The sequence below is a fragment of the Streptomyces sp. NBRC 110035 genome (genome assembly GCF_000829695.1).
GTDB lineage: Bacteria > Actinomycetota > Actinomycetes > Streptomycetales > Streptomycetaceae > Streptomyces.
The window spans coordinates 118,907-131,824 of sequence record NZ_BBNN01000017.1; the positions used below are offsets into that span (position 1 = coordinate 118,907).

A 12,918-nucleotide genomic window follows, 5' to 3' on the forward strand; every position below is an offset into this window, starting at 1 on the left:
CTGAAGAGATGACGAAGCAGATCAAGGGCATCCTGGGCGAGAAGCTCGGCATGACGCAGGTGTGGGACGCGAACAACCGCGTCGTCCCCGTCACCGTCGTCAAGGCCGGCCCCAATGTCGTCACCCAGGTCCGCACGAACGATGTCGACGGCTACGAGTCCGTCCAGATCGCCTTCGGCGAGATCGACCCGCGCAAGGTGAACAAGCCCCTCAAGGGTCACTTCGCCAAGGCCGACGTCACCCCCCGCCGCCACCTCGTCGAGATCCGCACGGCCGACGCCGCCGAGTACACGCTCGGTCAGGAAGTCACCGCCGAGGTCTTCGAGGCCGGCATCAAGGTCGACGTGACCGGCAAGAGCAAGGGCAAGGGCTTCGCCGGTGTCATGAAGCGTCACAACTTCAAGGGCCTCGGCGCCGGACACGGCACCCAGCGCAAGCACCGCTCTCCCGGCTCCATCGGTGGCTGCGCCACCCCGGGCCGCGTGTTCAAGGGCCTCCGCATGGCCGGCCGCATGGGCAACGAGCGGGTCACCACCCAGAACCTGACCGTCCACGCCGTTGACGCGGAGAAGGGTCTGCTGCTCATCAAGGGCGCGGTTCCCGGTCCGAACGGCGGCCTCGTCCTGGTCCGCACCGCGGCCAAGGGGGCCTGAGGTAACCGATGAGCACTGTTGACATCCTTTCGCCTGCCGGCGAGAAGACCGGAAGCGTCGAGCTCCCCGCGGAGATCTTCGGCGTGGAGAAGATCAGCATCCCGCTGATCCACCAGGTCGTCGTCGCGCAGAACGCCGCTGCCCGCCAGGGCACGCACAAGACCAAGCGTCGCGGTGAGGTCCGTGGTGGCGGCAAGAAGCCGTACCGCCAGAAGGGCACCGGCCGTGCCCGCCAGGGCTCGACCCGTGCGCCGCAGTTCGCCGGCGGTGGCGTCGTCCACGGCCCGCAGCCGCGCGACTACTCGCAGCGGACCCCGAAGAAGATGAAGGCCGCGGCCCTGCGCCACGCCCTCACCGACCGGGCCCGCCACGACCGCATTCACGTCGTCACCGGCGTGATCGAGGGCGAGAACCCCTCCACGAAGGCCGCTCGGACGCTGTTCGGCAAGATCTCGGAGCGCAAGAACCTGCTCCTGGTCGTCGACCGCGCCGACGAGGCCGCGTGGCTCTCCGCCCGCAACCTGCCCCAGGTCCACATCCTGGAGCCGGGCCAGCTGAACACGTACGACGTTCTCGTCTCGGACGACGTGGTCTTCACCAAGGCCGCTTTCGAGTCCTTCGTCGCCGGCCCGAACAAGGCCAACGACAACGAAGGGAGCGAGGTCTGATGGCAGTCCGTCACCCCTCCATCGCCTCCAAGGCGGCGAAGAAGGCCAAGGCCGCACGCGTCGCCAAGGCGCGCCGCCACGCCACCGAGGGCAAGAACACCGTCGTCACCCCGGCGAGCAAGGCGTACACGGACCCCCGTGACGTCCTGGTCAAGCCGGTCGTGTCGGAGAAGAGCTACGCGCTCATCGACGAGAACAAGTACACGTTCATCGTCGCTCCGGGCTCCAACAAGACGGAGATCAAGGAGGCCGTGCAGGCGGTCTTCTCGGTCAAGGTCACCGGGGTCAACACGATCAACCGCCAGGGCAAGCGCAAGCGCACCCGCACCGGCTTCGGCCAGCGCGCGGGCACCAAGCGCGCGATCGTGACCCTTGCCGAGGGCGACCGTATCGACATCTTCGGCGGTCCGACCTCCTGACGGAGGTCCGGATCGTCCGGAATCGGACGAGGACTGAGAAATGGGAATCCGCAAGTACAAGCCGACTACGCCGGGCCGTCGTGGCTCCAGCGTCGCCGACTTCGTCGAGGTCACGCGGTCCACGCCGGAGAAGTCGCTGGTCCGTCCCCTGCACAGCAAGGGCGGCCGTAACAACTCAGGTCGTGTGACCGTTCGCCACCAGGGTGGCGGACACAAGCGCGCCTACCGCGTGATCGACTTCCGTCGTCACGACAAGGACGGCGTGCCGGCGAAGGTCGCGCACATCGAGTACGACCCCAACCGCACCGCGCGCATCGCGCTGCTGCACTACGCGGACGGTGAGAAGCGCTACATCCTCGCCCCGCGCAACCTGCAGCAGGGCGACCGCGTGGAGAACGGTCCCGGGGCCGACATCAAGCCGGGCAACAACCTCGCCCTGCGCAACATCCCGGTCGGTACCACGCTGCACGCCATCGAGCTGCGTCCCGGTGGCGGCGCCAAGTTCGCCCGCTCCGCCGGCGCCTCGGTGCAGCTGCTCGCGAAGGAGGGCACCATGGCCCACCTCCGCATGCCCTCCGGTGAGATCCGCCTGGTCGACGTCCGCTGCCGCGCCACCGTCGGCGAGGTCGGCAACGCCGAGCAGAGCAACATCAACTGGGGCAAGGCCGGGCGCAAGCGCTGGCTGGGCGTCCGCCCGACCGTGCGTGGTGTGGTCATGAACCCGGTTGACCACCCGCACGGTGGTGGTGAGGGCCGTACCTCCGGTGGTCGCCACCCGGTGTCCCCGTGGGGTCAGAAGGAAGGCCGTACTCGTTCGCCCAAGAAGGCGTCGAACAAGTACATCGTCCGCCGCCGCAAGACGAACAAGAAGCGCTAGGAGCGGGTTTAGATGCCGCGGAGTCTCAAGAAGGGGCCCTTCGTCGACGACCACCTGATCAAGAAGGTGGACGTCCAGAACGAAGCTGGCACCAAGAACGTCATCAAGACCTGGTCCCGTCGCTCGATGATCGTCCCGGCCATGCTCGGCCACACGATCGCGGTGCACAACGGCAAGACCCACATTCCGGTGTTCGTCACCGAGTCGATGGTCGGCCACAAGCTCGGCGAGTTCTCGCCGACGCGCACCTTCCGGGGTCACGTCAAGGACGACCGGAAGTCGAAGCGCCGCTAAAGGCGGGGTGGAATGACCATGACAGACACTGGAAGGACAACCATGGAAGCCAGGGCCCAGGCGCGGTACATCCGCGTCACGCCCATGAAGGCCCGCCGCGTGGTGGACCTCATCCGTGGCATGGACGCCACGGAGGCTCAGGCGGTCCTGCGTTTCGCCCCGCAGGCCGCGAGCGTGCCGGTCGGCAAGGTGCTGGACAGCGCCATTGCCAACGCCGCGCACAACTACGACCACACCGACGCCGACAGCCTCTTCATCTCCGAGGCGTACGTCGACGAGGGTCCGACCCTGAAGCGGTTCCGGCCGCGCGCCCAGGGCCGCGCCTACCGGATCCGCAAGCGGACCAGCCACATCACCGTGGTCGTCAGCAGCAAGGAAGGAACCCGGTAATGGGCCAGAAGGTAAACCCGCATGGGTTCCGGCTCGGCATCACCACCGACTTCAAGTCGCGCTGGTACGCCGACAAGCTGTACAAGGACTACGTCAAGGAAGACGTCGCCATCCGTCGGATGATGACGTCCGGCATGGAGCGCGCCGGCATCTCGAAGGTGGAGATCGAGCGCACCCGTGACCGTGTGCGGGTGGACATCCACACCGCGCGTCCGGGCATCGTCATCGGCCGCCGTGGCGCCGAGGCCGACCGCATCCGCGGCGACCTCGAGAAGCTCACGGGCAAGCAGGTCCAGCTGAACATCCTCGAGGTCAAGAACCCCGAGACGGACGCTCAGCTCGTGGCCCAGGCCGTCGCCGAGCAGCTCTCCTCCCGCGTCTCCTTCCGCCGTGCCATGCGCAAGAGCATGCAGTCGGCGATGAAGGCGGGCGCCAAGGGCATCAAGATCCAGTGCGGTGGCCGTCTCGGCGGCGCCGAGATGTCCCGCTCGGAGTTCTACCGCGAGGGCCGTGTGCCCCTGCACACGCTCCGCGCGAACGTGGACTACGGCTTCTTCGAGGCCAAGACGACCTTCGGCCGCATCGGCGTGAAGGTCTGGATCTACAAGGGCGACGTCAAGAACATCGCCGAGGTCCGCGCCGAGAACGCCGCCGCCCGCGCCGGCAACCGTCCGGCCCGTGGCGGTGCCGACCGCCCGGCCGGCCGTGGTGGCCGTGGTGGCGAGCGTGGCGGGCGCGGTCGCAAGCCGCAGCAGGCTCCGGCTGCCGAGGCCCCCAAGGCCGAGGCTCCCGCCGCCGCTCCGGCTGAGAGCACCGGAACGGAGGCCTGACCGACATGCTGATCCCCCGTAGGGTCAAGCACCGCAAGCAGCACCACCCGAAGCGCCGTGGTCAGGCCAAGGGCGGTACGACGGTCGCGTTCGGCGAGTACGGCATCCAGGCCCTCACGCCGGCGTACGTGACCAACCGCCAGATCGAGGCGGCCCGTATCGCGATGACCCGCCACATCAAGCGTGGCGGCAAGGTCTGGATCAACATCTACCCGGACCGCCCGCTGACGAAGAAGCCTGCCGAGACCCGCATGGGTTCCGGTAAGGGTTCTCCGGAGTGGTGGATCGCGAACGTGCACCCGGGCCGGGTCATGTTCGAGCTGTCCTACCCCAACGAGAAGATCGCCCGTGAGGCGCTGACTCGCGCGGCCCACAAGCTGCCGATGAAGTGCCGGATCGTCAAGCGCGAGGCAGGTGAAGCGTGATGTCGGCCGGTACCAAGGCGTCCGAGCTGCGCGAACTGGACAACGAGGAGCTTCTCGCGAAGCTCCGCGAGTCCAAGGAAGAGCTGTTCAACCTCCGCTTCCAGGCGGCGACCGGACAGCTCGAGAACCACGGCCGTCTCAAGGCGGTCCGCAAGGACATCGCGCGGATCTACACCCTGATGCGCGAGCGTGAGCTGGGCATCGAGACGGTGGAGAGCGCCTGATGAGCGAGAACAACGTGACTGAGAACGACCAGCGGGGCTTCCGCAAGACCCGCGAGGGCATCGTCGTCAGCGACAAGATGGACAAGACCGTCGTCGTCGCCGTCGAGGACCGCAAGAAGCACGCGCTGTACGGCAAGGTCATCCGCAGCACGAGCAAGCTCAAGGCCCACGACGAGCAGAACTCGGCCGGCGTCGGCGACCGCGTCCTCCTGATGGAGACCCGGCCGATGTCCGCGACCAAGCACTGGCGCATCGTCGAGGTCCTCGAGAAGGCCAAGTAGGTAATTCCCGCAAGGGAATTCCCAAAAGTACGTTCCTGCGAGGCACCCCTCGCAGGACAGTTCCGCCAGGCTCCGGGGCCCGGTCCAGGTGACCGGCCCCCGGGGAACCGGCAGACAATCAGGAGATAGACGTGATCCAGCAGGAGTCGCGACTGCGCGTCGCCGACAACACGGGGGCGAAGGAAATCCTTTGCATCCGTGTGCTCGGTGGCTCCGGTCGCCGCTACGCGGGCATCGGTGACGTCATCGTCGCCACCGTCAAGGACGCGATCCCCGGTGGCAACGTGAAGAAGGGTGACGTCATCAAGGCGGTCATCGTTCGCACCGTCAAGGAGCGCCGCCGTCCGGACGGCTCGTACATCCGCTTCGACGAGAACGCCGCCGTCATTCTGAAGAACGACGGCGACCCTCGTGGCACCCGTATCTTCGGCCCGGTCGGCCGAGAGCTGCGCGAGAAGAAGTTCATGAAGATCATCTCCCTCGCGCCGGAGGTGCTGTGAGCATGAAGATCAAGAAGGGTGACCTGGTCCAGGTCGTCACCGGCAAGGACAAGGGCAAGCAGGGCAAGGTCATTGCCGCTTACCCGCGCGAGGACCGCGTCCTGGTCGAGGGCGTCAACCGGGTCAAGAAGCACACCAAGGCCGCCCCGACCGCCCGCGGTTCGCAGGCCGGCGGGATCGTGACCACCGAGGCCCCGGTCCACGTGAGCAACGTTCAGCTCGTCGTGGAGAAGGACGGCCAGAAGGTCGTCACCCGCGTCGGCTACCGCTTCGACGACGAAGGCAACAAGATCCGCGTTGCCAAGCGGACGGGTGAGGACATCTGATGACGACCACCACCACTCCGCGTCTGAAGACGAAGTACCGCGAGGAGATCGCGGGCAAGCTGCGTGAGCAGTTCTCCTACGAGAACGTCATGCAGGTTCCCGGCCTCGTCAAGATCGTGGTCAACATGGGTGTGGGCGACGCCGCCCGCGACTCCAAGTTGATGGACGGCGCCGTGCGCGACCTCACCACGATCACCGGTCAGAAGCCGGCCGTCACCAAGGCCCGCAAGTCCATCGCGCAGTTCAAGCTGCGTGAGGGCCAGCCGATCGGTGCCCACGTCACCCTCCGTGGCGACCGCATGTGGGAGTTCCTGGACCGCACCCTGTCGCTCGCGCTGCCGCGCATCCGCGACTTCCGTGGTCTGTCCCCCAAGCAGTTCGACGGCCGTGGCAACTACACCTTCGGTCTCACGGAGCAGGTCATGTTCCACGAGATCGACCAGGACAAGATCGACCGTGTCCGGGGTATGGACATCACCGTGGTCACCACGGCGACCAACGACGAAGAGGGCCGTGCCCTTCTCCGTCACCTCGGCTTCCCCTTCAAGGAGGCGTGAGCGAGATGGCGAAGAAGGCTCTCATCGCGAAGGCTGCTCGCAAGCCCAAGTTCGGAGTGCGCGGCTACACCCGTTGCCAGCGCTGCGGTCGTCCGCACTCCGTGTACCGCAAGTTCGGCCTGTGCCGCGTGTGCCTTCGTGAGATGGCTCACCGTGGCGAGCTGCCGGGCGTGACCAAGAGTTCCTGGTAGTCCGGTAGTTCCGGACTCCCAGGGCTCTCGGTAAGCAAGGGGAACGGCAGGAGGCCCGCTCCGCATGGCTTAGGCTTGTGGGGTTGGGCACCTGCCGTGCCCGGACGCACGCGGGCTCGCCCGCTAATGTTTGCTTACTACGCCGTAGGTCCACCGCGCCGCACCCGTCCCGTCTCGGATCGGGGAGAGGGATGGCGCACCAGGAAACCACGGCGAGAGAGGCCGAAGGCCAATTCATGACCATGACTGATCCGATCGCAGACATGCTGACTCGTCTGCGGAACGCGAACTCGGCGTACCACGACTCCGTGACGATGCCGGCATCCAAGATCAAGTCTCACATCGCGGAGATCCTCCAGCAGGAGGGCTTCATCACGGGCTGGAAGGTCGAGGACGCCGAGGTCGGCAAGAACCTCGTCCTGGAGCTGAAGTTCGGCCCCAACCGTGAGCGCTCCATTGCGGGCATCAAGCGGATCTCCAAGCCCGGTCTCCGGGTGTACGCGAAGTCCACCTCCCTGCCGAAGGTGCTGGGCGGCCTCGGCGTGGCGATCATCTCCACGTCGCACGGGCTCCTCACCGACAAGCAGGCCGGCAAGAAGGGCGTGGGTGGGGAAGTCCTCGCCTACGTCTGGTAGCAGAAGGGAACGGAGGAAACAGCTATGTCGCGCATCGGCAAGCTCCCCATCGCGGTTCCCGCCGGCGTGGACGTCACCATCGACGGCCGCACGGTCGCGGTCAAGGGCCCGAAGGGCACGCTGACCCACACCGTCGTGGCGCCGATCGAGATCGCCAAGGGCGAGGACGGCGTGCTGAGCGTCACCCGCCCCAACGACGAGCGTCAGAACAAGGCCCTCCACGGCCTGTCCCGCACGCTGGTGGCGAACATGATCACCGGCGTGACCCAGGGTTACGTGAAGAAGCTCGAGATCAGCGGTGTCGGTTACCGCGTACTCGCCAAGGGTTCGAACCTGGAGTTCTCTCTCGGTTACAGCCACTCGATTCTGGTCGAGGCCCCCGAAGGCATCACCTTCAAGGTGGAGTCCCCGACCCGTTTCTCGGTCGAGGGCATTGACAAGCAGAAGGTCGGCGAGGTTGCGGCGAACATCCGCAAGCTCCGCAAGCCCGACCCGTACAAGGCCAAGGGCGTCAAGTACGAGGGCGAAGTCATCCGGCGCAAGGTCGGAAAGGCGGGTAAGTAAGCCATGGCATACGGGCAGAAGATCCTCAAGGGCGACGCCTACAAGCGTGCTGCTATCAAGCGTCGTCACATCCGGATCCGCAAGAATGTCTCTGGTACCGCCGAGCGTCCTCGCCTGGTCGTGACCCGCTCCAACCGCCACATCGTGGCGCAGGTGATCGACGACCTGAAGGGTCACACCCTGGCGTCGGCGTCCACGCTGGACGCGTCGATCCGCGGTGGCGAGGCCGACAAGTCCTCGCAGGCCAAGCAGGTCGGTGCCCTGGTCGCGGAGCGCGCCAAGGCCGCCGGTGTCGAGGCTGTCGTATTCGACCGCGGTGGTAACCGGTACGCGGGGCGCATCGCCGCCCTGGCGGACGCCGCCCGCGAGGCCGGACTCAAGTTCTGAGTCGCCCGTCGCGTCAGCGACACAATCGTTGGCGCGTAGCTAGCGGAAACAGAGAGAGGTAATTCCAATGGCTGGACCCCAGCGCCGCGGTGGCGGTGCCGGTGGCGGCGAGCGGCGGGACCGGAAGGGCCGTGACGGCGGCGCAGCTGCCGCCGAGAAGACCGCATACGTTGAGCGCGTCGTCGCGATCAACCGTGTCGCCAAGGTTGTGAAGGGTGGTCGTCGCTTCAGCTTCACCGCGCTGGTCGTGGTGGGCGACGGTGACGGCACCGTGGGTGTCGGATACGGCAAGGCCAAGGAGGTGCCGGCCGCCATCGCCAAGGGTGTTGAGGAGGCCAAGAAGCACTTCTTCAAGGTCCCCCGCATCCAGGGCACCATCCCGCACCCGATCCAGGGTGAGAAGGCTGCCGGCGTCGTGCTGCTCAAGCCCGCGTCCCCCGGTACCGGTGTGATCGCCGGTGGTCCGGTGCGCGCCGTGCTCGAGTGCGCCGGTATCCACGACATCCTGTCGAAGTCGCTCGGCTCCGACAACGCGATCAACATCGTGCACGCGACCGTGGCGGCCCTCAAGGGCCTGCAGCGTCCCGAGGAGGTCGCGGCCCGCCGTGGCCTGCCGCTCGAGGACGTCGCCCCCGCGGCTCTTCTCCGTGCACGTGCCGGGGCGGGTGCGTAATCATGGCGCAGCTCAGGATTACGCAGGTCAAGTCCTACATCGGCAGCAAGCAGAACCACCGTGACACCCTGCGTTCGCTGGGCCTGAAGAGGCTCAACGACGTGGTCGTCAAGGAGGATCGTCCCGAGTTCCGCGGCATGGTGCACACCGTCCGCCACCTCGTGACGGTCGAGGAGGTCGACTGATCATGGCGGAGAACAACCCGCTCAAGATCCACAACCTCCGTCCCGCCCCGGGCGCCAAGACCGCCAAGACCCGTGTGGGTCGTGGCGAGGCGTCCAAGGGTAAGACGGCCGGTCGTGGTACGAAGGGCACCAAGGCCCGTTACCAGGTTCCGGAGCGCTTCGAGGGTGGCCAGATGCCCCTCCACATGCGTCTTCCGAAGCTGAAGGGCTTCAAGAACCCGTTCAAGACCGAGTTCCAGGTCGTGAACCTCGACAAGCTGGCCGCGCTCTACCCCGAGGGTGGCGAGGTCACCGTCGAGGGTCTGGTGGCCAAGGGGGCCGTTCGCAAGAACAGCCTCGTCAAGGTCCTCGGCCAGGGCGAGATCTCCGTGGCACTGCAGGTGACGGTCGACGCCGTCTCCGGTTCCGCCAAGGAGAAGATCACCGCCGCCGGCGGTACCGTCACCGAGCTCGTCTGAACCACTCAGGCGTGCCGATGACTTGAGCGATCCCGACCGGGGATACCCCACATATGGGGTATCCCCGGTTGGTCGTTCCTAGGGCGGTGGTCCGCCGGTAAGGTGGCCTGCACTGCCCACTTTCCCCGGGCGCCCCATGCGGGCACTCCGGGTGAAGGTTGTCCGTTACCTATTCGTCGAACCTCAAGACCACCACCCTTGACGCGGTTGCGCGGGGGTCGCAGGAGGCACCGTGCTCACCGCGTTCGCCCGGGCGTTCAAGACGCCCGACCTGCGCAAGAAGCTGCTGTTCACTCTCGGCATCATCGTGGTGTACCGGATCGGTACCAACGTGCCGGTTCCCGGTGTCGACTACCGGAACGTGCAGACCTGTATCGATGCGGCCCAGGCGAACCAGGGCCTGTTCGGGCTGGTCAACATGTTCAGCGGCGGTGCGCTGCTGCAGATCACGGTCTTCGCGCTGGGAATCATGCCGTACATCACGGCGAGTATCATTCTGCAGCTGCTGACCGTGGTGATTCCGCGCCTGGAGGCCCTGAAGAAGGAGGGCCAGGCCGGCACCGCCAAGATCACGCAGTACACCCGTTACCTGACGGTGGCGCTGGCCATCCTGCAGGGCACCGGCCTGGTGGCCACCGCCCGCAGTGGCGCGCTCTTCCAGGGCTGCCCGGTGGCGAGCGAGATCGTCCCCGACCAGTCGATGTTCGTGACCATCACCATGGTCATCACCATGACCGCCGGCACGGCCGCCGTCATGTGGCTCGGTGAGCTGATCACCGACCGCGGCATCGGCAACGGCATGTCGATGCTGATGTTCATCTCGATCGCCGCCACCTTCCCCTCCGCCCTGTGGGCCATCAAGGAGCAGGGCAGCCTGGCGGACGGCTGGATCGAGTTCGGCACGGTCATGATCGTCGGTCTGGTCATGGTCGGCCTCGTCGTCTTCGTCGAGCAGGCCCAGCGCCGGATTCCCGTGCAGTACGCGAAGCGCATGATCGGCCGTCGTTCCTACGGCGGTACGTCGACCTACATCCCGCTCAAGGTGAACCAGGCGGGTGTCATCCCCGTCATCTTCGCCTCGTCGCTGCTCTACATCCCCGCGCTGATCGTCCAGTTCTCCAGCTCCACCTCGGGCTGGGCGACGTGGGTGACGAACAACCTCGCCGACACCGGCGCCACGATGCACATCATTCTGTACTTCTTCCTGATCGTGTTCTTCGCGTTCTTCTATGTGGCGATTACCTTCAACCCCGAAGAAGTCGCCGACAACATGAAGAAGTATGGTGGTTTCATCCCGGGCATCCGGGCTGGCCGACCGACCGCTGAGTACCTGAGCTACGTACTCAACCGGATCACCTGGCCGGGTTCGCTGTACTTGGGGCTGATCTCTCTCGTGCCGACGATGGCGTTGGCCGGTTTCGGGGCAAACCAGAACTTCCCGTTCGGCGGGACCAGCATCCTCATCATCGTGGGTGTCGGTCTCGAGACGGTGAGGCAGATCGAGAGCCAGCTCCAGCAGCGCAATTACGAAGGGTTCCTCCGCTGATGCGAATCGTCCTCGTCGGGCCGCCCGGTGCTGGGAAAGGCACGCAGGCCACCCGCCTAGCCGAGAAGCTGAGCATCCCCCACATCTCCACCGGCGACCTGTTCCGCGCCAACATCAGCAAGCAGACCGAGCTGGGCAAGCTCGCGAAGTCCTACATGGACGCGGGCAACCTGGTGCCGGACGAGGTCACCATCGCCATGGCGAAGGACCGCATGGAGCAGCCGGACGCCGAAGGCGGCTTCCTGCTGGACGGCTTTCCGAGGAACGTCTCCCAGGCCGAGTCCCTGGACGAGCTGCTGGAGACCGAGGGCATCACGCTCGACGCGGTGCTGGACCTGGAGGCCCCCGAGGCCGAGGTGGTCAAGCGGATCGCCGGGCGGCGGATCTGCCGCAAGGACTCCAGTCACGTCTTCCACGTGACGTACAGCAAGCCGAAGCAGGAGGGCGTCTGCGACGTCTGCGGCGGCGAGCTGTACCAGCGCGACGACGACTCCGAGGAGACGGTGCGCACCCGGCTGGAGGTCTACCACACGAAGACCGAGCCGATCATCGACTACTACAAGGCCCAGGGCCTCGTGGTGACGATCCAGGCGACGGGTCCGGTCGACGAGGTCACCGGGCGTGCGCTGGAGGCGCTCAAGCAGGACAAGTAGCCGTGCCCGTCCGGCCGCGGTCCCCTGCGGGGGCCGCGGCCGACGTGTGCGCGGCGGGCGTGAGTACGGGGGAGCGGGTGCGGACGCCGTCCCCCGTATCGTTGACGGTGTCCGTACTCCTTCCGGTCCAGAAAGGCCGTCGCCCTCATGGTGCAGATCAAGACCCCCGAGCAGATCGCCACGATGCGTGAGGCGGGGCTGGTGGTCGCTGCCATCCACGCGGCCACCCGCGAGGCCGCCGTGCCCGGGGCCACGACGAAGGACCTGGACCAGGTCGCCCGCAAGGTGCTCGCGGAGCACAACGCGAAGTCGAACTTCCTGGGCTACGGCGGCTTCCCCGCGACGATCTGCACCTCCGCCAACGAGGTCGTCGTCCACGGCATCCCCTCCGATGACGTCGTCCTGGCGGACGGCGACATTATCTCCATCGACTGCGGCGCCGTCATCGACGGCTGGCACGGCGACGCGGCCTACACGGCCTTCGTCGGGTCGGGACACGCGCCGGAGCTGGTCGAGCTGTCCCGGGTGACCGAGGAGTCGATGTGGGCCGGCATCGCGGCCATGAAGCTCGGCAACCGGCTGGTCGACGTCTCCCGTGCCATCGAGACCTACATCCGCCGGCAGCCGAAGCCGGGCGGCGGACGCTACGGGATCATCGAGGACTACGGCGGCCACGGCATCGGCACCGAGATGCACATGGACCCGCACCTGCTGAACTACGTCGACCGCCGCCGGGGCAAGGGGCCCAAGCTGGTCCCGGGCTTCTGCCTCGCCATCGAGCCGATGGTCGCGCTGGGCACCGCGAAGACGCGGGTGCTGGAGGACGACTGGACCGTGATCACCACGGACGGCACCTGGTCCTCGCACTGGGAGCACTCGGTCGCGCTGACGGAGGCGGGTCCGCTGGTGCTGACCGCTCCGGACGGCGGGAAGGCGAAGCTCGCCGAGTACGGCATCACGGCGGCTCCGGACCCGCTCGCCTGAGGCGGGCCCCCGCCACGCCCGCCGGCCGGCGCGGCCGCCCGGAGCCTGTGAGGCGCCCCGGGCCCCGGGCACCGAGCCCGCGCGAGGGGCGTGGGGACGAGCGGGCCGACTGGAGCGTGATCACGACGGACGGCACGTGCACAGGCCCGCGGGTTAAGGATCTCGTGGGTGGGGCAGACTTTCTCGATTCGTCTTTCC

At 66.9% G+C, this 12,918-nt stretch carries 23 protein-coding genes; all 23 read left to right on the plus strand.

Annotation, left to right across the window (positions count from 1 at the left end):
* The first annotated feature begins 8 nt into the window (after positions 1-8).
* Positions 9-653: a 50S ribosomal protein L3 gene (rplC, locus tag TU30_RS05055; protein ID WP_042165083.1), complete on the plus strand. Its 645-nt coding sequence runs from the start codon at positions 9-11 to the stop codon at positions 651-653.
* 8 nt (positions 654-661) lie between these two features.
* On the plus strand, positions 662-1,321 hold the full coding sequence (gene rplD / locus TU30_RS05060) for a 50S ribosomal protein L4 (RefSeq protein ID WP_042165086.1): 660 nt from the start codon (positions 662-664) through the stop codon (positions 1,319-1,321).
* Positions 1,321-1,740, plus strand: coding sequence for a 50S ribosomal protein L23 (gene rplW, locus TU30_RS05065; RefSeq protein ID WP_042165089.1), 420 nt, complete (start codon positions 1,321-1,323; stop codon positions 1,738-1,740). Before rplD ends, rplW begins: the two co-directional genes overlap by 1 nt.
* 40 nt (positions 1,741-1,780) lie before the next feature.
* Positions 1,781-2,617: a 50S ribosomal protein L2 gene (gene rplB / locus TU30_RS05070; RefSeq protein ID WP_042165091.1), complete on the plus strand. Its 837-nt coding sequence runs from the start codon at positions 1,781-1,783 to the stop codon at positions 2,615-2,617.
* A 12-nt stretch (positions 2,618-2,629) separates the two neighbouring features.
* Positions 2,630-2,911, plus strand: a complete 282-nt coding sequence (gene rpsS / locus TU30_RS05075) for a 30S ribosomal protein S19 (RefSeq protein WP_003948639.1) — start codon at positions 2,630-2,632, stop codon at positions 2,909-2,911.
* Positions 2,912-2,953: 42 nt separating this feature from the next.
* Positions 2,954-3,301: a 50S ribosomal protein L22 gene (gene rplV / locus TU30_RS05080; RefSeq protein WP_003974262.1), complete on the plus strand. Its 348-nt coding sequence runs from the start codon at positions 2,954-2,956 to the stop codon at positions 3,299-3,301.
* Positions 3,301-4,131 (plus strand): 30S ribosomal protein S3, encoded by an 831-nt coding sequence (gene rpsC, locus TU30_RS05085; protein WP_037747976.1) that lies wholly within the window; start codon positions 3,301-3,303, stop codon positions 4,129-4,131. Before rplV ends, rpsC begins: the two co-directional genes overlap by 1 nt.
* A gap of 5 nt (positions 4,132-4,136) precedes the next feature.
* Positions 4,137-4,556, plus strand: coding sequence for a 50S ribosomal protein L16 (gene rplP / locus TU30_RS05090; RefSeq protein WP_004927269.1), 420 nt, complete (start codon positions 4,137-4,139; stop codon positions 4,554-4,556).
* Positions 4,556-4,780 (plus strand): 50S ribosomal protein L29, encoded by a 225-nt coding sequence (gene rpmC, locus TU30_RS05095; RefSeq protein WP_042165097.1) that lies wholly within the window; start codon positions 4,556-4,558, stop codon positions 4,778-4,780. The genes rplP and rpmC overlap by 1 nt, the downstream gene beginning before the upstream one ends.
* Positions 4,780-5,061 (plus strand): 30S ribosomal protein S17, encoded by a 282-nt coding sequence (rpsQ, locus tag TU30_RS05100; protein WP_042165099.1) that lies wholly within the window; start codon positions 4,780-4,782, stop codon positions 5,059-5,061. The genes rpmC and rpsQ overlap by 1 nt, the downstream gene beginning before the upstream one ends.
* A 131-nt stretch (positions 5,062-5,192) precedes the next feature.
* Positions 5,193-5,561 carry a 50S ribosomal protein L14 gene (rplN, locus tag TU30_RS05105; protein WP_003992364.1) on the plus strand — a complete coding sequence of 123 codons (369 nt, stop codon included), beginning with the start codon at positions 5,193-5,195 and terminating at the stop codon, positions 5,559-5,561.
* A gap of 2 nt (positions 5,562-5,563) precedes the next feature.
* Positions 5,564-5,887, plus strand: coding sequence for a 50S ribosomal protein L24 (gene rplX, locus TU30_RS05110; RefSeq protein WP_042165101.1), 324 nt, complete (start codon positions 5,564-5,566; stop codon positions 5,885-5,887).
* Positions 5,887-6,444 (plus strand): 50S ribosomal protein L5, encoded by a 558-nt coding sequence (gene rplE / locus TU30_RS05115; RefSeq protein WP_042165103.1) that lies wholly within the window; start codon positions 5,887-5,889, stop codon positions 6,442-6,444. The genes rplX and rplE overlap by 1 nt, the downstream gene beginning before the upstream one ends.
* 5 nt (positions 6,445-6,449) lie before the next feature.
* Entirely contained in the window at positions 6,450-6,635 is a 186-nt protein-coding gene (locus TU30_RS05120; RefSeq protein ID WP_003948630.1) for a type Z 30S ribosomal protein S14, read from the plus strand.
* Positions 6,636-6,871: 236 nt separating this feature from the next.
* A complete protein-coding gene (gene rpsH, locus TU30_RS05125; protein ID WP_013001411.1) occupies positions 6,872-7,270 on the plus strand; it encodes a 30S ribosomal protein S8 in 399 nt (132 codons plus the stop codon).
* Between the two features lie 24 nt (positions 7,271-7,294).
* A complete protein-coding gene (rplF, locus tag TU30_RS05130) occupies positions 7,295-7,834 on the plus strand; it encodes a 50S ribosomal protein L6 (protein ID WP_042165107.1) in 540 nt (179 codons plus the stop codon).
* 3 nt (positions 7,835-7,837) lie between these two features.
* A complete protein-coding gene (gene rplR, locus TU30_RS05135) occupies positions 7,838-8,221 on the plus strand; it encodes a 50S ribosomal protein L18 (RefSeq protein WP_042165110.1) in 384 nt (127 codons plus the stop codon).
* Between the two features lie 67 nt (positions 8,222-8,288).
* Positions 8,289-8,894, plus strand: coding sequence for a 30S ribosomal protein S5 (gene rpsE / locus TU30_RS05140; RefSeq protein ID WP_007494753.1), 606 nt, complete (start codon positions 8,289-8,291; stop codon positions 8,892-8,894).
* Between the two features lie 2 nt (positions 8,895-8,896).
* On the plus strand, positions 8,897-9,079 hold the full coding sequence (gene rpmD / locus TU30_RS05145) for a 50S ribosomal protein L30 (protein ID WP_042165115.1): 183 nt from the start codon (positions 8,897-8,899) through the stop codon (positions 9,077-9,079).
* Between the two features lie 2 nt (positions 9,080-9,081).
* Entirely contained in the window at positions 9,082-9,537 is a 456-nt protein-coding gene (rplO, locus tag TU30_RS05150) for a 50S ribosomal protein L15 (protein ID WP_003974249.1), read from the plus strand.
* A gap of 232 nt (positions 9,538-9,769) precedes the next feature.
* Complete coding sequence (gene secY, locus TU30_RS05155; RefSeq protein ID WP_042165119.1) at positions 9,770-11,083, plus strand: preprotein translocase subunit SecY; 1,314 nt, start codon at positions 9,770-9,772, stop codon at positions 11,081-11,083.
* Positions 11,083-11,736 (plus strand): adenylate kinase, encoded by a 654-nt coding sequence (locus TU30_RS05160; RefSeq protein WP_042165121.1) that lies wholly within the window; start codon positions 11,083-11,085, stop codon positions 11,734-11,736. Before secY ends, TU30_RS05160 begins: the two co-directional genes overlap by 1 nt.
* Positions 11,737-11,883: 147 nt before the next feature.
* Positions 11,884-12,720: a type I methionyl aminopeptidase gene (gene map / locus TU30_RS05165; protein WP_042165123.1), complete on the plus strand. Its 837-nt coding sequence runs from the start codon at positions 11,884-11,886 to the stop codon at positions 12,718-12,720.
* Positions 12,721-12,918: the final 198 nt, after the last annotated feature.